Source organism: Tahibacter sp. (genome assembly GCF_032229445.1).
GTDB lineage: Bacteria > Pseudomonadota > Gammaproteobacteria > Xanthomonadales > Rhodanobacteraceae > Tahibacter.
The window spans coordinates 67275-92477 of record NZ_JAVTWC010000032.1; the positions used below are offsets into that span (position 1 = coordinate 67275).

At 68.5% G+C, this 25203-nt stretch carries 17 protein-coding genes; 11 read left to right on the forward strand and 6 right to left on the reverse strand.

Annotated elements, in window-relative coordinates:
* Positions 1-4 precede the first annotated feature (4 nt).
* Positions 5-691: an ankyrin repeat domain-containing protein gene (locus RUU78_RS07240; protein WP_313915100.1), complete on the forward strand. Its 687-nt coding sequence runs from the start codon at positions 5-7 to the stop codon at positions 689-691.
* 34 nt (positions 692-725) lie between these two features.
* On the opposite strand, the gene RUU78_RS07245 is transcribed toward RUU78_RS07240, so the two are convergent.
* The gene (locus RUU78_RS07245; protein WP_313915103.1) at positions 726-1826 is read right to left on the reverse strand and encodes an NADH:flavin oxidoreductase/NADH oxidase; all 1101 of its coding nucleotides are present in this window, start codon (positions 1824-1826) and stop codon (positions 726-728) included.
* Positions 1827-2459: 633 nt separating this feature from the next.
* Between RUU78_RS07245 and RUU78_RS07250 the strand changes: the two genes are divergently transcribed.
* Both RUU78_RS07250 and RUU78_RS07255 read left to right on the forward strand, forming a co-directional pair.
* Positions 2460-3416: a hypothetical protein gene (locus tag RUU78_RS07250; RefSeq protein WP_313915105.1), complete on the forward strand. Its 957-nt coding sequence runs from the start codon at positions 2460-2462 to the stop codon at positions 3414-3416.
* Positions 3417-3488: 72 nt separating this feature from the next.
* Entirely contained in the window at positions 3489-3722 is a 234-nt protein-coding gene (locus tag RUU78_RS07255) for a hypothetical protein (RefSeq protein ID WP_313915106.1), read from the forward strand.
* A 47-nt stretch (positions 3723-3769) separates the two neighbouring features.
* Here the strand turns inward: RUU78_RS07255 and RUU78_RS07260 are convergent, their stop codons facing one another.
* From RUU78_RS07260 to bioD, 3 genes are all read right to left on the reverse strand, one after another.
* Positions 3770-6868 (reverse strand): efflux RND transporter permease subunit, encoded by a 3099-nt coding sequence (locus RUU78_RS07260; protein ID WP_313915108.1) that lies wholly within the window; start codon positions 6866-6868, stop codon positions 3770-3772.
* A 12-nt stretch (positions 6869-6880) separates the two neighbouring features.
* A complete protein-coding gene (locus RUU78_RS07265) occupies positions 6881-7972 on the reverse strand; it encodes an efflux RND transporter periplasmic adaptor subunit (protein ID WP_313915110.1) in 1092 nt (363 codons plus the stop codon).
* A gap of 269 nt (positions 7973-8241) precedes the next feature.
* A complete protein-coding gene (gene bioD / locus RUU78_RS07270; RefSeq protein WP_313915112.1) occupies positions 8242-8934 on the reverse strand; it encodes a dethiobiotin synthase in 693 nt (230 codons plus the stop codon).
* A 120-nt stretch (positions 8935-9054) separates the two neighbouring features.
* Between bioD and RUU78_RS07275 the strand changes: the two genes are divergently transcribed.
* The 6 genes from RUU78_RS07275 (at position 9055) to recD (ending at position 19785) form a co-directional block, all read left to right on the forward strand.
* The gene (locus RUU78_RS07275) at positions 9055-9579 is read left to right on the forward strand and encodes an RDD family protein (RefSeq protein WP_313915114.1); all 525 of its coding nucleotides are present in this window, start codon (positions 9055-9057) and stop codon (positions 9577-9579) included.
* A 65-nt stretch (positions 9580-9644) separates the two neighbouring features.
* Positions 9645-10142: a GAF domain-containing protein gene (locus RUU78_RS07280; protein WP_313915117.1), complete on the forward strand. Its 498-nt coding sequence runs from the start codon at positions 9645-9647 to the stop codon at positions 10140-10142.
* A gap of 60 nt (positions 10143-10202) precedes the next feature.
* Positions 10203-10646: a TfoX/Sxy family protein gene (locus RUU78_RS07285; protein WP_313915119.1), complete on the forward strand. Its 444-nt coding sequence runs from the start codon at positions 10203-10205 to the stop codon at positions 10644-10646.
* A gap of 264 nt (positions 10647-10910) precedes the next feature.
* Positions 10911-14333 carry an exodeoxyribonuclease V subunit gamma gene (recC, locus tag RUU78_RS07290; protein ID WP_313915121.1) on the forward strand — a complete coding sequence of 1141 codons (3423 nt, stop codon included), beginning with the start codon at positions 10911-10913 and terminating at the stop codon, positions 14331-14333.
* Positions 14330-17890 (forward strand): UvrD-helicase domain-containing protein, encoded by a 3561-nt coding sequence (locus RUU78_RS07295; protein WP_313915122.1) that lies wholly within the window; start codon positions 14330-14332, stop codon positions 17888-17890. The genes recC and RUU78_RS07295 overlap by 4 nt, the downstream gene beginning before the upstream one ends.
* Positions 17887-19785 carry an exodeoxyribonuclease V subunit alpha gene (gene recD, locus RUU78_RS07300; RefSeq protein WP_313915124.1) on the forward strand — a complete coding sequence of 633 codons (1899 nt, stop codon included), beginning with the start codon at positions 17887-17889 and terminating at the stop codon, positions 19783-19785. Before RUU78_RS07295 ends, recD begins: the two co-directional genes overlap by 4 nt.
* A gap of 114 nt (positions 19786-19899) precedes the next feature.
* On the opposite strand, the gene RUU78_RS07305 is transcribed toward recD, so the two are convergent.
* The gene (locus RUU78_RS07305) at positions 19900-21645 is read right to left on the reverse strand and encodes a trypsin-like peptidase domain-containing protein (RefSeq protein ID WP_313915126.1); all 1746 of its coding nucleotides are present in this window, start codon (positions 21643-21645) and stop codon (positions 19900-19902) included.
* A gap of 244 nt (positions 21646-21889) precedes the next feature.
* On the opposite strand from RUU78_RS07305, the gene RUU78_RS07310 reads away from it, so the two are divergent.
* Entirely contained in the window at positions 21890-22099 is a 210-nt protein-coding gene (locus tag RUU78_RS07310; protein WP_313915128.1) for a DUF3606 domain-containing protein, read from the forward strand.
* A gap of 196 nt (positions 22100-22295) precedes the next feature.
* Here RUU78_RS07310 and RUU78_RS07315 read toward each other — a convergent pair whose 3' ends face one another.
* Positions 22296-22538 (reverse strand): hypothetical protein, encoded by a 243-nt coding sequence (locus RUU78_RS07315; protein WP_313915130.1) that lies wholly within the window; start codon positions 22536-22538, stop codon positions 22296-22298.
* A 446-nt stretch (positions 22539-22984) separates the two neighbouring features.
* On the opposite strand from RUU78_RS07315, the gene RUU78_RS07320 reads away from it, so the two are divergent.
* On the forward strand, positions 22985-25203 hold a 2219-nt coding region (locus RUU78_RS07320; protein ID WP_313915132.1), incomplete at its 3' end, for a hypothetical protein.

The following is a 25203-nucleotide window of genomic DNA, read 5'->3' on the forward strand; positions in this document are numbered from 1 at the left end:
GGCAGTGGCCTGGGCGGGCGGCAAGCCGCGCGATGCTAGCAAGATCGTGATCGGGGTAAGGCAGGGTGCCGGGCGAAGTCCATGTGCGCGGTCGGCGCGGATGTATGGCCGTCCGTACGATGGCAGACTCGCGTCACCAGTCAGCGGGAACGGGACGATGAACAAGTGCGCCACGCCGCGGTATACCGCCGATCGCGACTATGACGAGATCATGCGCTTGCTGGCTTCGGGCAGCGTCGCGGATCTCGAGGAGCTGGCCGAACTCGTCGACGGGTTTCCCGACGCGTTCGATGGCTTCACCGGACGCCACTGGATCACTAATGCGATCGACTGCGGTTCGCTGCTCGCCCTCAACTGGATGATCGGGCGCGGCGTGACGCTGCGGTTTCGCGACGACGAAGGCTATACGCCGCTGCACTCGGCGATAGATGGCGCTCGGGACGACCGGCTCGCGGTAATTGAGCTGCTGCTGCAGGGCGGCGCCGATCCGGACGTGCGCGGCATCAATGGTTACACCGCGGCGCATCTGGCCGCCGTTCGCAACGACGTGCCGACGTTGCAACTGCTGGCACGGCACGGCGCCGATTTCGAGTTGCGCACTGTGATCGACGGTGATACGACGCCGTTGGAGGAAGCGCACTATTTCGGACGGCTCGATGCCGTGGCGTTTCTGAGTGTCAGGAAGCGTTGAACGCTGGCGCGTCCGCATCCCTTTCGCCGGGCGTTCAAGGAGCGTCGAACAGCTTCGGAAAGCGCCGCGGCTGCGAGCGCAGATACTGCGCGGGCGCCTTTACCGACGCACCCAGGTGCGCGGCCGCGTGCCACGGCCAGCGCGGGTCGTAGAGCATGGCGCGGGCGAGAGCGACGAGGTCGGCATCGCCGCTGGCGACGATGGCTTCGGCGTGGTCGTACTCGGTGATCAGGCCGACGGCGACGACGGGAATACCGACGTTGGCCTTGACGGCGCGGGCCAGAGGCACCTGGTAGCCGGGTGCGACGGGAATTTTCTGCGCCGGATCGACACCACCGCTGGAGACGTGGATCACGCTGCAGCCGCGCCGTTCCAGTGCCTGCGCGAACACGATCGTGTCCTCGACGCTCCAGCCGCCGTCGACCCAGTCGCTGCCCGAGACGCGCACGCTGACCGGACGCTCGGGCGAAAACGCGTCGCGTACCGCATCGAAGACTTCAAGCGGAAAGCGCAGCCGATTCTCGAGGCTGCCGCCGTAGGCGTCGTCGCGCCGGTTGGCGAGCGGCGAGAGGAACTGGTGCAGCAGATACCCGTGCGCGGCGTGGAGCTGCACAGCGTCGAGTCCCAGCCGCGCCGCGCGGCGCGCTGCGGCGGCGAAGGCGTCGCGTACGGTGTTCATCGCGTCGCGATCCAGTGCGATCGGCGCGGGGTAGTGCGGCGCGAATGGCAGTGCCGACGGCGCGACGGTCTGCCAGCCGTTGACCTGGTCCGGCGCGATCGGCTTTCCGCCGTGCCAGGGCAGGTCGGTCGATGCCTTGCGGCCCGCGTGTGCAAGCTGAATCGCGATCGGCATGTCCGAATAGCGGCGCACGCGCGCCAGCGTCGTTGCCATCGCGGCTTCGGTCGTGTCGTCCCAGAGGCCGACGTCGGCAAAGCTGATGCGGCCTTCCGGCAGCACGGCAGTGGCCTCGATCGTGAGCAGCGCAGCGCCGGACAGCGCGAGCTGCCCGAGGTGGATGGTGTGCCAGTCGGTCATACAGCCGTTCTCGGCCGAGTACTGGCACATCGGCGCGATCACGATGCGGTTGGCTAGCGTGAGTGCGCCGATGGTGAGTGAACTGAACAAGGTGGACATAAATATTCGTAAACTTCGCTGTGGCGTGGCAGGCGGCAGCGCTTGGGTGGCGTTGACGAAGTGCTAGCGTGCCTGCCGGGCACACTCAAGCGCAACGCCGACTAACGTCGATACGCGAGGACTATGCCCGCGATGCAGCTCTGCGCCACGGCCGGCGGAGAGGCCGCGACGAGCGGGCCCACGCGGAAGAGCCCTGCGCGCGAGCCGCAGAAGAGGAGGTGGACTCAGGCATGACGGACGCTGCTCTTTGCCGCCCGGGGGGACGGTAATGCTTGCCCCCAGTCCTTAGCACCACGCCTGGAGGTCTATGGCATACCCCCGAGGGCGGGTGCGGCATGCGGAATATGTACACATGAAGCGGGTGCAGTCGTGCTGCCGCGCCGCGCCGCGCTGTGTCGCGTCGCGTCGCGCCATGCGGTGTGGGGTGTAACCCCTTTCGAACGTAAGGCACTTGCCGCGCAACCGGTTGTTCGTCCTGATCCTGACGCAGTTCGGCGTCGCTCACGCGCGGGCCGCAAATACCTGATGTCGGCCCCAAGGATGAACGCTGGGAGATTGCGCTCGGTCGCGGCAGAGGGTCAGGCGCGTGGTATCCGTCAGCGCTGATAGTCGCCGCCCTTCCGACGAGGTTTTATGAGACTGCGCACCACGCCGATGACCGCGCCGACCTGGCCGCTGGCGCTGTCGCTCGTACTGGTCTGGACAGCCGTCACGGCGGTGCTGCTGCTGCTGGTCCAAGCCGGCCTGCTCTGGCGCGTACTTGCGTACGGACTGGCCGCTGCGCTCGCTCTGTTGAGCGCATTGAATCTGCTGCATGTGATCACGAAGATGGCCTGGATGCGGCGCTTCCATGGCGCTCACCTCGTCGAGCGATGTCGTCGCAGTTATGCGCTGTTCCTGAAGACCTCGCGCGTGAAGTTCGAGCGCTCCAAGTTGCGTTCGCACAGCACAACGGGCCTCGCGATCGGCTCGCTCGTGTTGTTTTTCGATCCGTGGGTCTGCGCCGCCATTGCCGCGTATCTGCTGAGTACGTCCGCAGCGATTGCATCGAGAATCTATCTTCCAGTTTCGGTCGTCTACCTCGCGGCTTCGTCTCCGTTGCGGCTCGAGCTGCTGAATGCGCTACAGCACCGCATCATTCTCAACTTCACCGCCTTGCTCGACACCGGCAATCTGCCGTCCGGAGGCGCTGAAGGCGGTCTCGCCGGGTGGAACTTCAGTGCTCTGTTCGATTCGCGCACTTTCAACGACGACGATTGGCAAGAGGTCGTGGAAGCCCTCATGGACATCGCGCCGACCGTGCTGCTCGACGCGCGGGATACCTCGCCCGGCGTGTTGCATGAAGTCGACCGGATCTTTGCGCGCATGTTGCAGGACAAGACGGTGTTCATTGCCGACGACGACGGGGGGCTGCCTGCACTCGAGCGCGTCGGTATTGCGGAGCGTGCCGGCGATTCGCTGAACGTCGTGACGCAGGACGCACTGCTGCGCGACGCGTTCGCTCTGTTGTTCCGAGAGCATGTGCCCGGCGCCAATGTGCCGCCTGGATCGTCGCCGCCGTCGCATGGGCTGGCCAATGTCCGCCGCTGACTGCGAACTCTCTCGCTTCGCCGCTGCTTGTTGCGGCGGGCCGAAGTCCTTCACCTGACCGAGGAAAGTACCATGTGGCCAGCCAAACTCGCCGTCTGCATCGCCTACGACCTGTTCGACATGAGCATCGGACGGCTATTGTTCCCAATACCATTCTTCGGCGAGATCGTCGGTTGTGGTCTTTGCTGCATGATGTTCGGTAAGGCCGGCGTCAGTTACGGGCTCGAGGCCCTCGACGTCACCGAGCAGCTCGACGGTTTCATTCCTCTTGCGACCATCATCGCGATCGCAAACAAGCCCGGCTGAGGCGACACGCGCTGAAGGCGCGCCGCCTCCGTCCGCTCTTGGGCAGCTCAGTGCGCCGCGATGGATGAGGCCTCGAAGTCCTCCTGCGGCACATGCTTGCGCGCCAGCAGCACGTAGACCACGGGCACCACGAACAGGGTCAGCAGCGTGCCGAAGCTCATGCCGCCGACGATGACCCAGCCGATCTGGTGCCGCGCCTCGGCGCCGGCACCGGAGGCGATCGCGAGCGGCAACGCACCGAGCACCATCGCGCCGGTCGTCATGAGGATCGGACGCAGGCGCATGCGCGCGGCTTCGAACGCGGCCTGGCTCTTTTTCGCGCCGCGCTCCTGCAGCTGGTTGGCGAACTCCACGATCATGATGCCGTGCTTGGCGATCAGGCCGACCAGCGTGATCAGGCCGATCTGGGTATAGATGTTCCAGCTGCCGGCCTGGTGGGTGAGGCCGGTCGCGGCGACCCAGTTCACGAGCACGAGGCAGGCCAGACCGCCGAACGCGGCGAGCGGCACCGAGAACAGGATGATCAGCGGATCGATCCAGCTTTCGAACTGCGCGGCGAGCACGAGGTAGATGAACACCAGCGCGAGCGCGAGCAGCAACGCAAAGGCACTCGAGGATTCGCGGAATTCGCGCGACTGGCCGGAGAAATCGTACTGCGCGTCGGCGGCGACCTGCTTGACTGCGCCTGACAGCCAGGTCAGCGCCTCGCCCATGCTGTAGCCCGGCGCGAGGCCGGCGCTGATCGTGGCCGAACGCAGGCGGTTGAAGTGGTTCAACTCTTTCGCCGCGACGGCTTCGTTGGCGCTGACGAGATTGGCCATCTGGATCATGCCGCCGTCGGCGCCGTGCACGTAGATGCTGCTGAGCTGCTCGGGCACGCGGCGGCCTTCGCTGTCGACCTGCACGATGACGTCGTACTGCTCCGAGCCGCGCTTGAAGCGCGTGACCTGACGTCCGCCGAGCAGGCTTTCGAGCGTGCGACCGACCTCGTCGACGCTGGCGCCGACGGTGGCGACCTTGTCGCGGTCCATCTCGATGCGCAGCTGCGGCTTGTTGAGCTTGAGGTCGGAGTCGGCGTTGGTCAGCTGCGGGTTCTGGCGGATCTTCGCGAGCAGGCCGTCGCTGATCTTCTCGAGGTCTTCCCAGGTGCCGGTGGTCTGCACGATAAAGGAGATCGGCTGGCCGAAATCGTCCGCGCCGAGCGACGGCGGCAGCACCGGAAACGCGAGCACGCCGGGAATATTCATGAACTGCGGGAACAGCATGCCCTGGTAGGTGCTCGCCGGCGCGCGCTCGGACCAGTCCTTGAGGCCGACGAAGCCAACGGTCTGTGTGACCGTGGGAAAGCCGACGATCTGGAAGTAGCGGTCGACGCCGTCCATCTTGGCGTACATCGCTTCCATCTGCTTGGCGTAGCCGTCGGTGTAGTCGGGCGTGGCGCCTTCCGGCGCCATGCCGAACCCGATCACGAGGCCCTGGTCTTCCGACGGCGCGAGTTCGTTCGGCAGCAGCTTGAACGCGAAGATCGAAACGAGGCCGGCAAACACGACGGCGGCGGCGCCGAACACGATGGCGCGCCGGCGCAGGCTCCAGCGCAGGCCGCCTTCGTAGCCGCGCTGCAGACCGTTGAGCACCTTCTCGCCGAACTCGTAGGCCTTGCCGTGCTTTTCGCTGTGCTTGAGCAGGCGCGAGCACATCATCGGAGACAAGGTCAGCGCGGTGAAGCCCGACACGATCACGGCGCCGGCCAGGGTCAACGCGAACTCGATGAACAGGCGCCCGGTGCGGCCGGTGGAGAACGCGAGCGGCACGTACACCGCGGCCAGCGTCAAGGTCATCGCGACGATGGCGAAGCCGATTTCCCTGGATCCCTTGAGCGCCGCCTGCATCGGTGGCATGCCTTCCTCGATGTGCCGGTAGATGTTCTCGAGCATCACGATCGCATCGTCGACGACGAGGCCGATCGCCAGCACCATCGCGAGCAGGGTCAGCGTGTTGATCGAGAAGCCGAACAGGTACATCACCGCAAAGGCGCCGATCAGCGAGACCGGGATCGTGACGATCGGGATCAGCGTGGCGCGGGCCGAGCGCAGGAACAGGAAGATCACGAGGACGACGAGGACCATGGCCTCGGCGATCGTGGTGTAGACCTCGCTGATGGAGCGGGCGATGAAGATCGTGGAATCGTAGGCAATTTCCACTTTCATGCCTTCGGGCAGCGTGCGCGTGATCTCCGGCAGCAGCGTATGCAGTCCTTCGGAAATCGCCAGCGGGTTGGCGGTGGCCTGCTTGACCACGCCCAGCGGCACGGCGGTGCGGCCGTTGTAGCGCGCGCGAAAGCGCGCCTGGTCGGCGCCCAGCTCCACACGCGCGACGTCGCGGATGCGCACCGCATAGCCGTCGGCACCCGTGCGCAGCACGATCGCGCCGAACTGTTCGGGCGTCTTCAGGTCGGTTTCCGACAGCACGGCGAATTCGCGCTGCGTACTCTCGATGCGGCCGGCCGGTATTTCCACGTTCTGCTTGCGCAGCGCGGTCTCGACGTCGGCAGGGGTCAGCGAGTAGGCCGCCAGTCGCGCCGGATCCAGCCACACGCGCATCGCGTACTTGTTGCCGTAGACCTGCGCCTGGGCGACGCCGGCGATGTTCTGCACGCGGTCCTTGACCAGGCGTTCGGCGACGTCGGCGATTTCGAGTTCGGTGTGGCGGTCCGACGAGAACGCGAGGTAGATGATCGGCTGCGCGTCGGCTTCCTGTTTCTGCACGACGGGTTCGCGCGACTCCTGCGGCAGGAAGTCACGCGCGAGCGCGACGCGGTCGCGCACGTCGGCGGCGGCCGAGTCCGGATCGCGATCGAGGCGGAAGCGCACGGTGATCTGCGAGGATTCCTCGCGCGACACCGAGCCGATGTAGTCGATGCCCTCGATGCCCGAGAGCTGTTCCTCGATCGGTGTCGTGATCTGTGACTCGACCACCTGGGCGCTGGCCCCGGGATAGGTCGTCGCAACCGTGACGACGGGCGTGTCGACCTTGGGAATCAGGCGCACGGCCAGACGTTCGTAGCAGATCACGCCGACGAGCAGGATGACGAGGTTCACCACCGTGGCGAACACCGGCCGGCGGATGGAGATATCGGAAAGGATCATGGCGCGCGGTCCTTACTTCGCTGGCCCGGGCGGAGGCGGCTGCGCCGCCGCGGCGGCCTGCGCGGTCTGCACTTTCGCGCCGGGACCGATTTTCATCTGCCCGGCACTGATGACCTCGTCGTCCGCCGTGATGCCGCTGACGATCTCGACGAAGCCGGGTTTGCGCAGGCCGGTCTTGACCTCGATCAGTTCCGCCTTGCCGTCACGGATGACGTAGACCTGCTGCTTGTCGCCCTGGGGCCACAGCGCCTGTTCCGGCACGAGCAGCGCGTTCTCGCGCGAACCGATTTCCAGCGCGACTTTGGCGAACTGGCCCGGGAACAGGCTGCCGTCCGCATTCGGCACGCGTGCGCGCAGCGTGACCGAGCGCGTGGCCAGATCGACCTGCGGCGCGACCGCATAGACCTCGCCGTCGAAGCGCTTCGTGCCCTGCGCATCGACGACGATGCTGATCTTCTGTCCTGGGCGAAAGCGGCCCAGATACACCTCGGGCAGGCTGAAGTCGAGCTTGAGCGTGTCGAGCGCGACGAGGTCGACCAGCGCGTCGCCGATGTTGACGTATTCGCCCGGGCTGACCTTGCGTAGACCGGTGGTGCCGGCGAATGCCGCGCGGATCTCGGTCTTGCCCAGGCGCGTGCGGTTGGAGGCGAGCTTGGCGCCGTCGACGGCGGCCTGGGCGCGCTTGGTGTCCACGTCCGCCTGAGCGATGAGCTTGCGCTGCGACAGTTCCTGCGCGCGCTTGAGTTCGCGGTCGCTGTTGGATGCGTTGGCCAGCGCCTCGGCGACGTCGGCTTGTACGAGACTCGCATCGAGGCGGAACAGCGGCGCGCCCTTGGCGACTTTCTGGCCTTCGTCGAACAGCACGGCCTCGATGCGTCCGACGACTTCCGGGCGCACCGTGATCGCTTCCTCGGCACGCAGCGTGCCGACGGCGGCCAGGGTTTCGTGGACGGATTCGACGCGCGGCCGGGATGCTTCCACCGTGGTCGGCGGCATTTCGCCACCGGGCGGACCCTGCGTGTACGCGGTCGTCGACACCGCGCTCGCAACCGCGAGTGTCAACAGGGAAAGGGAAACGCGGAACGGGCGAACGATGCGCGGCATGACATGCTCCGGCTATGCGTGATCTTCCATGGCGAGGCGTCCCCAGGACACCGCACACAGGCTGCAGGCAGCCTACAACGCATCAGTATTGCGACAAAGTATCCCAGCGGCGCATGCCGGAAGTCGTGGCGGTCGCGAGGCGGTGTCGCGGCGGACAAGGTGCGGCGGCGGGGAAAAAGCCCTCCCCTTCAAGGGGGTGAAAGACAACCGCTCAGAACCGCAGGTTCTGGCTGCCTTGAACGCCCAACGGGCCGGAGGGCTTACTTCGCTCAGCGCCGCCGCGCCAGCGGCGCGGCGCCGAGCGCGGCCAGCGCATCGTCGAGCCGCACCGCGTCGACCGGCCCGTGCGGAAGCAGGCCCAGGCAGGGCACATCCAGGCGATCGCGCAAGGTCAGCACGTTGTCGGCCTGCAGCGGCTGTTGCGGATCGATGACGTTGCCGATCCAGCCCAGCAGCTCGAAGCCGTCGGCGCGGATCGCGCGTGCGCTGAGCAGCCCGTGGTTGATGCAGCCCAGGCGCAGGCCGACGACGAGGATGACGGGAAGCGCCAGCGCGCTCGGGATGTCTGCCTGCATCAGCGCGGCCGACAGCGGTACGCACCAGCCGCCGGCGCCTTCGACGACGACGCAGTCCGTCTCCGCACGCAGGGCTTCATACGCCGCCTGGATTGGTTCGAGTTCGAGCGTGATGCCCTGCGCGGCCGCGGCGAGGTGCGGCGCGACCGCGTCGCGCAGCGGATAGGGATTGGTCAGCGCATACGGCGGCTGCAGCCGCGTGGCGCTGCGCAGCGCGCGCGCGTCCTCGTTGCTCCAGCGGCCGTCGATCCATTCGCAGCCGCTCGCGACGGGCTTCATGCCGGCGGCGCGATGGCCGCGTGCCTCGATCGCGCGCAGCAGCGCAACGCTTGCCTGGGTCTTGCCGATGCCGGTGTCGGTGCCGGTGATGAAGACGCTGCGTGGCATGCCTTGATCGGTTCCCTGCGGCGGCGGCCGCGACGCGAACGCGCAGTATCGCATCGCGCCGCGAGGCTGGCGGGCCGACGTTGGTCGCGGCAGACTCGGTCGACTTGCCAGGAGCCGGCCATGGACGAGAACAATCCCTACGCCAATCCCACGACGCGCATCGCCGATGCGTTCAACGGTCCGCCTGATGCGCTGGCGGGTCGCGGGGTGCGGCTCGGGGCGGCGATCCTCGATGGGCTGCTGCTGATGGCGATCGTGCTGCCCATCCAGTGGTTTGGGGGTTTTCTGCCGGCCTTCATCAACGCCAGCCGCAGCGGCTATGGCATGCCGACCGGCACGATAATCCTATGGGCAGCCATCGGCTTTACCGTTTTCGTTCTCGTGCAAGGGTGGCCGCTGCACCAGAGCGGCCAGACCTGGGGCAAGCGCCTGCTGGAAATCCGCATCGTCGACCTCAAAGGCAACAAGCCGCCGCTGTGGCGTCTGCTCGTGCTGCGCTATCTGGTGCTGCGGGTCATCGGCCAGATTCCGATTGTCGCAGTAGGCGTCGTCATCGGTCTGCTCAACCCGCTACTGATCTTCCGCGCTGACCGGCGCTGCCTGCACGATCACATCGCCGGCACCAAGGTCATCGTCGATCCCTGAGGCGGTCGAATCCAAGGCATCGGTGGTCGTTTACACTAGCCGTCCGACCGACCCCGGAACCTCTCATGTTCGATGCCGCACCGCTGGCTGCCGCCAACAAGACCGAGCTGTACCAGGGGTTGAGCGAACAGATGGGCGGGTTGCTGCACGGCGAGCGCGACCGCATCGCCAATGCCGCGAACTTCGCGTCACTGGTCTTCCACAGTCTCGACGGCCTCAACTGGTGCGGTTTCTATTTCTTCGACGGCACGGAACTCGTGGTCGGACCGTTCCAGGGCAAGCCCGCCTGCGTGCGCATTGCGCTCGGCAAGGGCGTCTGCGGCACCGCTGCGGCGACGCGGCAGACCCAGGTCGTCGCCGACGTGCATGCGTTCCCAGGCCACATCGCCTGCGACGCGGCTTCGCGTTCGGAAATCGTGGTGCCGCTGTTCGATGCGAGCGGCGGCCTCATCGGCGTCTGGGATGTGGACAGTCCGCTGCCGGCGCGCTTCGACGAAGACGACCGGCTCGGCATGGAACGGTTGTGCCAGTTGTTCCTGGCCTCGTTGCGCGAGACCGCCTGACGCACGACCACCAAGGGAATGCCGGCGCTCCGGCACCGAAAATCGCTTCCGGGGGAATACATGGCAAGCAACGAGAAAATTCGCAACGTCGGACCGAAATCGGCCGCCTGGCTGCGTCAGGTCGGCGTGCGCACGATCGAGGATCTGCGCAACGTCGGCGTCATCGAGACTTTCATGAAGGTCAAGCGCGCGGGCTTCCGCCCCAGCCTCAACCTGCTCTATGCCATGCAGGGCGCCCTCAACGACTGCCACTGGGCCGATCTGCCGGACGAGGTGAAGACCAGCCTCGTGCAATCGGCCGGACTGGCCGAGACCGCGAACCCGATCAAGAACCGCTGGGACAAGGCGGCCGCCCGCAGCGCCGCACGCGACGGCACGACGCCCATCGACGGCGGACATGAACAGGATGATGCCGCGCGCGAGGACGGCGACCGTTTCGGCGACGGCGATCGCGACGACCGGGATGGCAACGACACCAGCGAGAGCGCTCGCGATCACGAATAAGGGTTCGCCGCGGCCCCCGCCGGATGCTGCTCGACCGCACAGGTCCGCCGGTGGTTCAGGTGCCTGTCTCGGCCGCGGACCCTGTGGTACGCAGCCGGCATGACGTTCAGGCGCTCGTCGAATTTCGCCGGTTGACCCGCGATTGGGCGATGACACCGGCTTCATAAAGGCCGCGACGCGTGGCCGTTCCACCGCGCCGTCGTCGCGCTGCCACGTCGCGTTGCGCTAGGCTGCGGGTTTGCACACCGGGCGTCGCGCAGCCGCATGCAGCAGGGAATCCTCGTCTATCGCGCCAGCCGGCTGGAGGCGCTGCTGCCGCTGCTGCTGAGCCTGATGGACGCGGCGCCGCCGGCACAGCCATTGCAGCCATACGACGTGATCGCCGCGCATCCGGGCATCCGCCAGTGGCTCGCGCGTGCGCTCGCGCGTCAGCGCGGCCCGGCTGGGATCGCGGCGAATCTCGAGATCTCCCTGCCCAGCGCGTGGCTCGACCGGCTCGCGCACCAGTTGCTCGGCGAGTCTGTCGTCGCGCTGCGTCCATACCGGCGCGAAGCGCTGCGCTGGCGCATCCACGAACTGCTGCCGCAAATCGGCGATCTCGCCGTGCGCCGCTACCTGCAGGGCGTCGACGCGCCGCGGCGGCGCTTCCAGCTCGCCGATCGCATCGCTGCGATCTATACGCGCTACCTCGTCTACCGGCCGGACTGGCTCGCCGCGTGGCTGGCCGGACGCGACAGCGTGCCGGAGCCGACCTTCCTGGCGCCGCTGTGGCGGCGTCTGCGCGACGACATCGGCCAGCCGCACCGCGGCGAACGCCTGAACGCGCTGATGAACAGACTGGACAATGTCGCAGAAGGAACATTGCCGGACGAGCCGCTGCATGTGTTCGGCATCAGTCATCTCGCGCCGACCGAGTTCGCGACGCTGCGCGCGGTCGCGCGGCGCCGGCCGGTCGTGCTCTACGTGCCCGATCCCTGCCGCGAATACTGGGCCGGGCTGCAGCCCGAGCGTGACTACCTCGCCGGGCTCGCGCGCCTGGGCGCGTTCTCCGACGCCTCGGAGCAGGAATTCCTTGGCATCGGCCATCCGCTGCTCGCGAGCTGGGGCCGGCTCGGCCAGCATTTCGTGCTCGCCCTGGCCGGTGCCGAGGACGTCGGCGTCGACATCCGCCACAGCGAGGACGAGCGCCCGGCGCGTGCGGTGGTCCGCCTCGCGCGCCTGCAGGACAGCATCCGCCAGCTCGACACGACGCTGCTGCAGCCGCTGACGGCGGACGTCGCGACGGAACTCGCCGACCGCAGCCTGCGCGTACATGCCTGCCATACGCGCTTGCGTGAACTCGAAGTACTGCGCGACGCGCTGCTGCGCGAGCGCGAGGAACATCCCGACCTGAAGCCTTCCGACATCGTCGTGATGGCGCCGGACATCCAGGCCTATGTCGCGCTGCTGCCGGCGGTATTCGGTGAACCCGGTCGCGCGCAGGGCGCGCTGCCGTATCACCTGGCCGACGTGCCGGTGATGCAGGGTCATCCGCTGCTGCTCGCGTTCGCGAGCCTGGTCGATCTGCCTCAGACTCGCCTGAGCGCCGCGCAGGTGCTCGACCTGCTCGGCGTGGCCGAGATCGCGCGTGCGCTCGCGCTCGATGCGTCTGGCGTGCAGCTGCTGTCCGGCTGGATCGCGCGCAGCCGCGTGGCCTGGGCGCTGGATCCGGAATTCCGCGCCCGCCTCGGCGTGCCGCCGATCGCCGAGCACACCTTCGCCTGGGGCATGGACCGGCTGCTTGCAGGCTATGTGCTGGGCAACGAAGGGGAGGGCGAAGCGCAGGCGCTGACGCTGCCCGACGGCAGCGTGCTCGTGCCGGTCGAAGGCGTGCACGGGGTGCAGGCGGACGTGCTCGGCGCGCTGGACCGGCTGCTGCAGCTACTGGCCCAGCTCTGTCGCGATGCGCAGCAGCGGCGCAGCCTGAGCGCGTGGTCGCGACGCTGCGAGGCGCTCGTCGACACCCTGTTCCGCATCGATTTCGCCGATGCCGCGGCGGTGGCCGCGCTGGCCGAATTGCGCCGCGTCGTGCGCAGCCTCGCGTCGGAAGCCGGCGATGCGGGAGTCGATGCGGAGATCGAGTTCGGCGTCGTGCGCGAAGTGCTGCGCGAACGCCTGCTCGCGCTGTCGGAGCGGCAGCGCTTCCTCGTCGGCGGCATGACGGTCTGCGGCATGGTGCCGCAGCGCGCGATTCCGTTCCGCGTCGTCGCCGTGCTCGGCCTCAACGACGGTGAGTTCCCGCGCGCCGGTTCGGATGCGGGACTGGATCTGATGGCCGCGCATCGCCGCCTCGGCGATCGCGACGTGCGCAGTGACGATCGCTATCTGTTCCTCGAAACCGTCATGGCCGCGCGCGATGCGCTGCACCTGAGCTACATCGGCGAAGGCGTGCGCGACGGCAAGCCGCGCAATCCCGCGGCGCCGCTCGCGGAGCTGCTCGCGCTGCTCGACGAAAGCCACGGCCTGCGCGGTAGCGACGAGCACGACGCGCCGCGGCCGTGGCTCGTGCGGCATCCGCTGCAGCCGTTCGACGCGCGTTATTTCGATGCGAGCGATCCGCGCCTGTTCTCCTATCGCGGTGACGGGATCGCGCTGCTGCGCGAACACGGCAGCGCGGTGCCGGCGTTCCTCGACGCGACACCGGCCATCCTGGCGGCGGCGCCCGCGACGCTACTGTTCGCCAACGTGCTGGATTACTTCCGCCGTCCCGCCGAACACCTGCTGCATCGGCTGGGGCTGCGCCTGGACGCGCTGAAGTCCGACCTGCTCGCCGACAGCGAACCGCTGGATCCGGAGTTCGCGCGCATCGACCGTGTCGCGCAGCGCCTGTTCTTCGATACCGCCGCCAACGGCAGTCTCGAGCCGCCGCTGCTGCCGCCCGACTGGCTGCGTCATGGCGGGTTGTGGCCGCCGGTGCGCGCGGGCGAACTGGCCTGGCGGCAGCAGCGCGAGCAGGTGGGCGAACTGCTCGCCGAGGCCGCGCAGTCCACCTTGTTCGATGCCGGGCCGCCGCAGCGCCTGCCGCTTGCCATCGATCTCGATGTCGCGGGGCTGCGTCTGCAGGGAGAACTCACGCGCGCCTATCGCAGCGGCGGCGTCGACTGGATTTTCGACCTGTTTCCGCCACGCAGGAACGCCCGTCTCGATTTCAGCGCGCGCGTCGGCCTGTTCCTGGAATGGGCGCTGCTGCAATTGGCGCAATGGTCCGCGCTGCGGCCGGTACGCGTGCTGCTGCCGGGCGCGGGGCGCGACAGCGCATGGCAGGACTCGCTCGATGCCTGGAACGACGCAGCACTGGATGCGTTTCACCGCAGCGATGCGCAGGCGCGTGAACGCCATCGTGACGACCTGCTGCGCCGCGCCGGCGGCGTGCTGTGGATCTACGCGCGCGCTCTGCAACGGCCGCTGTGGTACTTCCCGCGCACGAGCTGGATTGCCGCCGAGCACGACGGCGACGCCGGCAAGGTGCTGCACAGCTGGATCGGCGGATCGCACCAGGCCGGCGAACGCGATTACGCGCCGGGCTACGCGCGCCTGTTCGCGAGCGGCAGCGAACTCGAACCGGACACGCCGGCGTGGGACGAACTCGTTGCCGTCGCGCGCGAGCTGCACGCGCTGATCCAGCTCGATGCGGAGCCGGCAGCATGACGTCGCCGCGGCGCGTGTCGAACTGGCGCGAGCTCGACCTGGCCACGGCCGGTCGCAGCCTCATCGAGGCCAGTGCCGGCACCGGCAAGACCTGGACCATCGCGGTGCTTTACCTGCGCCTGCTGCTCGAAGGCGAGACGCCGTATACGCCGCGGCAGATCGTGGTCAGCACTTTCACCGACGCGGCGGCGCAGGAACTGCGCGACCGCCTGCGCGCGCGCTTACTGTGGGCCGAGGCGGCGGCGCAACAGGCTGCGCGCGAGGCGCCGCCGGACGAGAGCGGCGAGGACGCGCGCTGGCTCGCCGCGCGCTGGCGCGACGCGCCGGCGCAGGCCAGGACCGACCTCGTGCGGCTGAGACTGGCCCAGAGCGAACTCGATCTCGCGCCGATCGGCACCCTGCACAGCCTGTGCCGGCGCATCCTCGCGGATTTTCCAGTCGAGAGCGGCAGCGCGTTCGCCGCCGGTGAGGTGATCGCCGAGTCCGGCGTACTGGAGCTGCTGGTCGACGACCTGTGGCGCGATCTCATGCAGCGCGAGGAACCGCTCGACGCCGGCGACCGGCTCTGGGCCGCGGGCGGCCGCGCGGCGCTGCGCGATGCGCTGCGCACGGTGCTCGCGCCCGGCGTCGGTGTGCGTACCGGTCCGGTCGAGGCGCCACCGTCCGCACAGCAGTGGCTGCAGCGGCTCGACGAGGCGCGTGCCATCGTGGCGCAGCCGGAGTCGTTCAAGCGATCCAATTCCGCACTGCTGACAGCGCTGCACCGGTTCATCGAGGCGAGCGAGGCCGACGCGCTCGACGCCTTCGACGAGGAAGCGATCCTCAAGCACGTCGACGCGCTCGAGGCGCAGCTCAAGCCCGCGTTCCTCGGCGACGCGACGCTGCGCAACCGGCTCGATGCGCTGTTCGACGCGCTGCAGCGCCGCGGCCGCGCCGGTGCGGCAAGCAAGGCCGACGCGCTGGAGCGTTATCGCCTGCGCCTGTTGACGCGCCGCCGCGATCACCTGCTGCGCGAAGCGCGCCTGACCTTCAACATGCTGATCGAAGGCGCGGCGCTGGCGCTGCGCGATCCGGCCGGGCCGCTGGCTTCGCGCCTGCGCGCGCAGTGGCCGGTCGCGCTCGTCGACGAATTCCAGGACACCGACGCGCAGCAGTACGCGATCCTCGATGCGATCTATCGCGAGGCGCAGGGGAGCGTCCGCGGCCGGCTGGTGATGATCGGTGATCCCAAGCAGGCCATCTACCGCTTCCGCGGCGGCGACATCCATACCTACCTGACCGCGGCGGCGAGTGCGGACGAGGTGCTGACGCTCGATACCAACTGGCGCTCGTCAGCCGCCTACGTTGCGGCCCTGAATGAGCTGTACGCGCTGGCCGGCCCCGTGCTGAGCATGCAGCCGCAGCATCCGATCGCCTACGCGCCGGTGCACGCCGCCGGCCGTCGCGGCGCGTACGCCGATTCCGGCGGCATGCCGTTGCCGCAGCCGTTGCAGGTGCATTACTGCGGCGATGATCCGCACAGCCTCGAGCGGCGCCGCGAACACGCCTTGCAGGCCTGCGCGCGACAGATCGCCGGCCTGCTGCAGTCCGGCGCGCGCATTGGCGATGCCCCGCTGCAGCCCGGCGACATCGCCGTGCTCGTGCCGAAGAACCAGCAGATCGAACGCCTGCGCGAACTGTTGCAGCAACGCGGCGTGCCTTGCGTCGGCGCCGGCAAGCGCAGCGTGTTCGAGACCGATCTCGCGCGCGAGCTGCAGCTCGTGCTGTACGCAGTGGAGCATGCCCAGGACGGTGCGGCGCTGCGTGCAGCGCTGACGACGCGCTTCGGCGGCAAGACCTATGCCGACCTTGCCGATCTGCGCGACGACGTCGAGGCGTGGCAGCTCCAGCGCCTGCGCTTCGAGGCGCTGCGGCGCGAATGGCAGCGCCACGGCGTGCTCGACGTGGTGCTGCAGCTCTCGGCCGATCTGGCTGCCGGCCTGCCGCGCCTGTCAGAGCGCGAGCGCGCGCTGACCGACCTGCGTCATCTGGGCGAACTGCTGCAGGCGCAGAGCGAATCCGTCGCTGGCGCGGAACAACTGCTGACCTGGTTTGCGCAGCAGCGCGAATCGCCAGACGGCGGCGACGCGGCCGACGAGCTGCAGCTGCGCCTGGAGTCCGACGCGCGCCGCGTGCGCCTGCTCACGCTGCACGCGAGCAAGGGCCTGGAGTTCCCGATCGTCATCCTGCCGCTGATGTGGGATCACGGCGGACGCGAACCTGCCCTGCCGCTGTCCTACGATGCGGCCACCGGCTTGCGCGTGGCTGAACTCGCGGGCGGGCGCGCACAGGCCCTGCAGCAGGTGCGCGAAGAAGACCAGGAAGAACGATTCCGCGTGCTCTACGTGGCGCTGACGCGCGCGCAGCACGCGTGCCATGTCTACGCGTTGCCACCGCAGCGCCCGCGCGATGCGCGCGCCAACGCTGGTCCGTGCCTCGATCCGGACCGCTCGGCGCTCGATGCGACGATCGCGCGGCTGCAGGCGGCGACGCCGGACCGGCCGCTGGCGCAGGCCGCGCCGCATCTCGCCTGGCGCGCCGACGACTGGGCATGGCCCGAGGCGCGCTACGCCACGGCGACGGCGCCGGATCTGCGGCAGCTCTCGGCGCGGCACGAACCGCCACGGCCGGTGCTGGAACACACGTACAGCTTTACCGCACTGGTCGCTGGCCGAAGTCGCGGCGCCCAGGAAGAAACCGCGGCAGACGACGAGAACGCTGCCCGCGACGACGCGCTGGCGCCGCTGTTGCCGGTCGAGCCCGCCGCGACCGCGGACGCGCGCATCGCCGTGCTGGCGCATCTGCGCGGCGCGGACTTCGGCAATGCCGTGCACGCGGTGTTCGAACGCCGGGAACCCGGCGTCGCGCTCGATGCGCAGCACGAATTGATCGCGACCAGCCTGCGCGAGAACGCGGTCAAGGTGCCGGGCGGCAGCGCCGCGGTCGACGCCGCGGTCGACGCGCTCGCGACGATGATCCAGCGCGCACTCGACGTGCCACTGGCTGGCGATGCCACGTTGTTTACCTTGGAACCTGTGCGCCAGCGCGCCGAGATGGCCTTCCAGTTCGTGCTCGACGCGGTGTCGCTGCGTGCGCTGCGTGAGGCCTGCACGCGCCACGGCGAGGCCGGGCTGTTGCCGACGACCCTGCCGGGTACCACGCTGGTCGGCCTCATGAGCGGCAAGATCGACCTGATCTTCGAGCACGCGGGTCGCTTCCATGTGCTCGACTACAAGACCAACTACCTCGGCGATGGCCTGGCCGACTACGCACCCGGGCGCCTGGCCGCGGCGATGGACGAGCATCACTACGGCTTCCAGGCCTTGCTCTATACGGTGGCGCTGGAACGCTACCTGCGCCAGCGCCTGCCGGACTACGACCGCGCGCGTCACCTGGGCGAGTCGATCTACCTGTTCGTGCGTGCCTGCGGCCTGGCACACGGGCTCGGCGTCTGGCGCCGCCGCTTCGATGCGACGCTGCTCGACGCGGTCGATGCGGTGCTCGGAGGCCGCGCGTGAGCCTGTACCGATTCCTGCGCGAGGGCGAGGCCGATCTGCCTGAAGCCTGGCGACCGCTCGATCGCGCATTGTCCCATTGGGTACGTGTGCACGGCGGTTCGGATCTGCTCGCCGACGTGGCCGGCTGGGCCAGCCTTGCCGATGGTCTTGGCGATGCGGCGTTGCCGCTGGCCGGCGAAGACGCCGGGCGGCACGGCATGCCCGGGTTGTCCGCGGCGCAGGTCGACGCGCTGCGCCGCGAGCCGCTGGTCGGTGACGGCCAGGTGCTGGTCCCGTTCGTGATCGATGCGCAGGCGCGCTTCGCGCTGTGGCGCAACCATGCGCACGAGGTCGCGATCGCGTCGCGTGTCGCGCAGCGCCGCGGCGCGGCGGTGGTCGCCGATGCGGGCGCCGTTGCTGCCGATCTCGCCGTGCTGTTCCCGCGCGATGAGCCCGCCGCACAGCGCCAGCGCGACGCAGTTGCCGCGGCGGTCGGACGGCGCCTGTTCGTGCTCACCGGCGGGCCCGGCACCGGCAAGACCACGACCGTGCTGCGGCTGCTGCTGATGCTGCAGCGGCGTGCCGCGACGCCGCCACTGATCCAGCTCGCCGCGCCGACCGGCAAGGCGGCGCAACGCCTGCTGCAATCCCTGCGCAGCGGCAAGGCGGCATTGCAGTCCGGCGCGGCCGCGTTGCCGGCCGACTGGCAGCCGCTGCTCGCGCAGATCCCGGAACACGAGGCGCTGACCCTGCACCGGTTGCTCGGCTTCGACCCGCGCCGCAACCGCTTCACGCGCGGCCGGTCGCGGCCGGTCGCGGCCGACATCGTGGTGATCGACGAAGCCTCGATGATGGATCTGGCGATGCTGCGCAGCCTGCTCGACGCGGTGCGCGACGATGCGACGCTGATCCTGCTCGGCGATGCGGACCAGCTCACCTCGGTCGCCGCAGGCTCGGTGCTCATGGATCTGGTCGCCGCGCTGGAGCGCGAACGCGCGCCGGAACTCGTGCGCCTGGAACACAGCTTCCGCGCGCAGCGCGAACTCGTCGTACTCAACCAGGCCGTACGCATCGGCGACGGCGCGGCGTTCGGCTCCGCCCTCGCGGCCGCCGCGCCGCGTGCCGTGTTGCGACCCCTCTCCGACGCCGCGGCGCTGCGCGCGTTCGCACGGCAGTGGGCGACGGCCCTCGCCGTGCTGCCGCTGCGGCCGACGCTGGCGGACAGCCACGCTCCGCTCTTCGCCGACGCGAAAGCATCGGCCGCGCCAGGCGCCGGCGGCGAAGCCGGGCTGCCCTATCAACCCTCGCTGTTCGAGCCGCTGCCCGTCGAGCCGGCCCAGCAGGCGCTGGCCGCGCTGCAGGCGCTCACCCAGCGCCAGCTGCTCTGCGCGCTGCGCGAAGACAGCTTCGGCGCGCTCGCGCTGAACGCGGCAATCGAGGGCGAACTGAAGCTGCAATGGAACGTGACGCCGGAAACCGTGTGGTACGCCGGCCGTGCCGTGCTGATCACGCGCAACGACTATGGCCAGCGCCTGTTCAACGGCGATATCGGCCTGTGCCTGGCGGACGCCAACGGCCGCCTGCGCGTATGGTTCGAAGCGTCCGCCGCGAACGGCGAAGCCAGCGCACGCGCGCTGTCACCGGACAGCCTGCCGGCGCATGAAGGGGCGTTCGCGATCACCGTGCACAAGAGCCAGGGCTCCGAATACGCCCATGCCGCCGTGCTGCTGCCGCCGGATCCGGCCCAGCGCATCCTGTCGCGCCAGTTGCTCTACACCGGCATCTCGCGCGCGAAACACAGCGTCGAGATCTGCGCGCTGCCCGAGGTCATCGAAGCCGCGCTCGCAAACCCGATCCGCCGCGCCGGGGGGCTCGCGGCGAAGCTGCAGCCGGCGACGGGGCCGGCAGGGTGTTGAGCAACCGCCGGCTCGGAGAACGTCGGCCGGCTACGCTCGCACCGTTTGCTGAGAAAGGGGCTTTCGCCCTTTTCTCAGCAAACGGTGGATGCCGCTGCCGGCGCGCTGGACGGATCAGTATTTCTGCAGCAGAACCGTGCGGTTCACGCCGTCGACGTTGTAGCTGAAGTTGGCCTGCGTGGCCGACGTGAAGGTCAGCGTGAACGTACCGACCTGGGTCAGCGCGCGCGCATCCGGGTTGTAGTTCGGCCCCCACGGCGATCCGCTGAAACGCACGACGCGGCCGCTGGCGACATCGGTGCCGGTCCATTGCGGGTCGAGCTGGTACCACGACGCCCGGCCCTGGCTGTCATAGACGAACCAGACCGCGAACAGCACATCGCCGAACTTGAACATGCTGATGCCGCGGCCGCCTTCGCTGCGCACGTCCCACAGGCCGGTGTAGTCGCGTGTGGCGCCGACGCCGCTGCCGGCATTGGCGATGTACTGCTCGATGGCCGGAAAGATCAGGTCGAGGCGCGAGTAGAAATCCACATTGCCGGCGGCTTCGCTCTGGCCGGTGTTGCTGCAGGCGCCGCCGCCGCCGTACAGGCCGCCACGCAGCTGGTAGCTGCCGCCGCCCTCGATCGTGAACAGGCCCGAGCCGCTACTGCCACCTTCGGTCGTGCCCTCGCTCCAGGAGGCTTTCCAGGTGCTGCCCACGGTCTGGCCGTCGAAGGTCACGTTGGCGCGCGTGCCGCTATGGTTGCCCTGGCTGACTTTCTTGATGTCGCCGGACGGATGATGGATGGCCGTGACCGGGGTCTGCGGGGTCAGCGCGTTGGCGTTCCAGCCCGCGAATACGGCGCCGGCCGGCGGCGGGTTGTTCAGGCGCAGCAGCGCGCCGTCGGTGCTGCCTTGGGAATACAGCAGTTGGCCGCCGCCGGTCACCTGGGTGTTCGGGCCACTCTGGTCCACGCCGCAGCTCGGCGTCTCGTAATTCCAGAACGTGCTCATCGACGAGGCTTCGCTCTGGGTGCCGATGCAGTGGTGGGCGGTGAAGAACCACGGCGTCTGGTTGCTGGTGTCGATGTCGTTGAGCAGCGTGCCGGTGCAGGTGAAGCTGCCGCCGCCGGACTGATAGACCATGCGCGCGACCGCGTTCTTGGCGCTGACGAACGAGGAGCCGAGGGAACCGGCGCGGCAGATCACATCGACATTGCACGAGCCCGAGTCGCCGAGTGCCTTGCTTACGCCCTCGCGCTGCGGTGAGACCAGCAGGTGCGACAGCGCATCGACGTGCAGCGCGACGCCGGCCGGATCGATAGGCGCGGGAATGAACAGTTCGAGCTGCTGGCGCTCGCCGTCGGTGACCGCGCTCCAGAACACGCCGTCGGCACCGGCCTGCGCGCGCGCCGCGGCTGCGTCCACGGAAAAGATGACCCCGTCGGCACCGGCGACGCGCAGTTCCACGCCATCGGGCCATGCCGCGGCACGCAGGCCGCTGCGCAGCGACGCCGCGCCGATCGATGCGACATCCAGGCGCAGCACGGCTCCGCCGTCGACCTGATGCAGCGCCGCCTGCGGCAGGTCATCGACTGCCTCGCTGGCGATGGCACGGCTGATGCCGATCTGCACGCGACGCTGGCCTTCCATCTGATTGCGCCGCTTGACCGCCGCGACGCGCTCGGCGGCGAGCGCCGGCAGCTGCAGCAGTGGTGCCTCGGCTGCGGACTTGGCGCCGCTGCGCCAGTGCTGCGGCGCTGGCGCCGCAGCGGGATCCGCACGCAGTGCCTCGCTCGAGGTTTCCAGGGTGACGGCTGCCTGCGCACCGCCGGCCAGCAACAGGGACAGGACTAGGCTCAAAGACCGGATTTTCATGATCGACCCCCCACACAGGAAATCCATGGGCCTCAGACCGGCCCGGGTGCGTGATAGTACGCGGTGCGGCGGCAAATCCTGTCACGTCACAGTGCCGCACCCGCCGCTGTCCCGACTCGGCTCGCAGCCACCGGGGCCGAGGCGGGAAATGGCGGCCCGAGCAGCGCGCGCAACGATGACGGCGCATTAACCTGAAGCCGCGTATATCTGCGCTCCCAGCCCTGCCATCGCGCGAGAAAGCGTCATGAATGCGCGTCTATCCCCTGTCTCGTCGCTGCGCTTGCCGGCGCAGAGCACCGATCGCATCGACCTGTCCTCGAAGTGGGAACTGACCTACTGGGCGACCCAGTGGGGCGTGACGCCCGAGCAGATCATCAAGGCCGTCGCGACGGTCGGCACCAACCTGCGCCTCGTGCGGCGCGAGTGTGCGGCGGACCGCGCGATCCGCGCCTGAGCGAGCCGCGCCGACGGGTGATTGCTGCAGCGCAAAAATCAGTTGTGACTACGCTATTGGCTGCTGTGGGCGCCACAGCCGATCGGTTGCTTGACCGCCGAGGGCCTGTCTGGTGCCTCGCGGCGGCAATACCGGATGCTTGCGGTCGCGCAGTCGGGTCGCGCAATGGAAAGTCGCCTGCGGCCGTCAGGTTTTGCTACCCGCCTTTTCCGCCCGGCAGCGACCAGATCACACGTTCGCCATCCGCATCGCGCAGGCGTATTCGCGCCCGTTCGCCGGTGCTGGCCAGCGTTTGCGCGAGCCCCTTGGCGTAGTCCACCGCCTCGGCCCGTGAGCCGAAGTCGCGCACATGCTCAGGCGCAGGTGCGTGCTCGTCGAGTATCGACACGCGCCAGAGCGCCTCGAGCGGAAATACGTACAACTCGTAGCGCCAGTCCATGCCCCGTGTATAGAGCCGGCCGTGTGGATGTCGCGTGTGTGCTCGCGAGGGTCGCAGCCTTCCGCCCAGCGGCGGACGACGGCGCGAGGAAAGCACCAACGGCAGTGTGTGTCCCGTCGCGGACGGCGCCACTCCCACGAGGATGGGCTTCGCAGCGTGCCGCCGCAGCGTGACGGAAAGGCGCGTGCGCCGGTCAGTGGTCTCTCGCGGGGCTGAATAATATTTCCGATTATTCAGTCAGTTACGCAAGAAGATATATCAACGACCTTTTCCGCCTTGCGCCGCGCCGTCGGACAACCGAGGTTCGTGCGGCGCCAGCTGCTGTCCGGACAATCCCGGCAGCGTGCCGCCGGCCGCTCGCACGGCCGGGGGGCCGTCAGAGAACGCCGTCGCGGCGCCTGGGCTGTCGCTTCCAGTCATCGAGATCTTCTTGGAGGGAGAGGTTCATGAATCAGTTTTCGTTTGGCGGCCGTCGCGTCGCACGACACCGCCGTGGTGGCCCTGGCTGGTTGGGGGCATTGCTGCTGCTGGGGCTGGTCACCGCCGGTTCGGTCTACGCCATCCAGCCACCGCCGGAGGGCGGCACCCGTCAACTGATCACGCGCGCGTTCGTGGCGCCCGAGCTCACCGTACAGCCCGAGTTGCAGCCGACCGTGCGCCTGAACGCACGGATGGACACCCATCCGGCGGCCGCCGATTTCCAGCGCCGCTATGCGGGCGAATGGGAGATGCGCTGGGACACCCGCGGCGACCGGCCGAACCTGATCCAGGGTTCGGGCATCGCGTTGATTCCGGGCAACGGCAATGCGCTGCAGGCGGAGAACATCGGCCTCGCACGCGGTTCGGTCATCGACCTGGCCGTGGTCGAATCGCGCCTGCTCGAATTCATCGCCGCGAACAGCAGCCTGCTCAAGACGGACGGGCTGGAATTCCAGCTCGATCTCGACAGCAGCGTCGCGCAGGGCAAGGACAATACCCACTGGTTCATCGAACTCCAGCAGTCGAAGAACGGCGTGCCGGTGCGCGGTGCCAACCTGTTTTTCCGCATTTCCCACGGCAACATCGTGCAGTTCGGCAGCAACCTGATCGCGCGCGTCGGCACCGACACGATTCCGGTTTCCAGCGCCGACAAGGCCTTCGACGTCGGCTTCAGCGAGCTTGGCCTGCCGGCCGGTGTCGGCGTCGAGTCGATGATGCAGCCGGGCGAGCTGCTGCTGCTGCCACTGGCCGCCGAGAGCCGCTTCGAAAGCGGCACTGCGTATACCGGAGCCCGCGGCTCCGGCTACTCACACCGCCTGGCCTGGCACTATCAGTTCAAGCTCAAGGGTGAGCAGCCCAACTTCGACCTGCTCGTCGACGCCAAGACCAACCGCGTCATCGAGATTCGCGACCTGACCACGTATGCCGCCGCGACGGTCGACGGCGGCGTGTTCCTCGGCCTCAACACAGGACCTGAGACCATCGTCGGCCTGCCGTTCGCGGCAGTCACGAACGGCAGCGCCAAGGTCACCGATGCGCTGGGCATCTACGACTACTCCGGCGCCGCCGCCAGCACGGCGCTGGACGGCAAGTACTTCAGGATGGTCGACACCTGCGGCTCGATCTCGCTGTCGAACTCGACCGATGGCAACCTGCACCTGGGCACCGATCCGAGCACGGACTGCGGCAGCACCGCCACCGGAGGCGGCGGCAACACGCGCGCGTCGCGCACCGGTTTCTATTACCTGACGAAGATCAACCGCAAGGCGGCGATCTATCTGCCCAGCAATTCGTGGATCGCCTCCAAGGTGACCGCGAACATGAACGTCAACCAGACCTGCAATGCGAACTGGAACGGCAGCACGGTCAACTTCTTCAAGTCCGGCGTGCATCCGACCGACTCGACCATCACCTGCGCGAATACCGGCGAACTGCCGGCGGTGTTCCTGCACGAGTGGGGCCATGGCATGGACACCAACAGTGGCGGTGCTGCCAGCGAAAACGCCAGCGGCGAAGCCGTCGGCGATACCTTCGCGTTCCTTGAAACCAAGGACGCCTGTATCGGGCCGGGCTTCTATGCGTCCGGCCAGGTCTGCGCGAACTGCGAAGATGCCTGCACGGGCGTGCGCCATCTCAAGGCGTTCAGCCTGCAGGGCAACCACACCATCGCCAAGCCGTCGACGATCGCTGACAACAACGGTCTCAACTGCGACCGCTACGCCTGCCCGTATTCCACCACCAGCGGCCAGCCCTACCGTGGCCCGATGGGTTATCAGGGGCACTGCGAAAGCCATATCGCCGGCTCCGCCAACTGGGATCTGGCGCAGGCCCTCGTGTCCGCGCACGGTTCGAGCGCCGGCTGGGCGCAGATGGACAAGATCTGGTACGCCAGCCTGACCTCATCCAAGTCGGCCTACCGCGTTGCCTCGGGCGGTACCTGCAACGTCAATGCCCAGGTCGACGGCTGTGGTTCCAACAACTGGTACACGGTGTACCTGGCTGCCGACGACAACGACGGCAACCTCGCCAACGGCACGCCGAATGCCTGCCGCATCTGGGACGCGTTCAATGCCCACGGCATCGCCTGCGGCACGCGTCCGGTCTGCTCGGGCACGCCGCCGGCCAACGTTCCGCCGGTGGCGAACTTCAGCAGCAGCACGAGCGGCCTCACGGCCACGTTCACCGA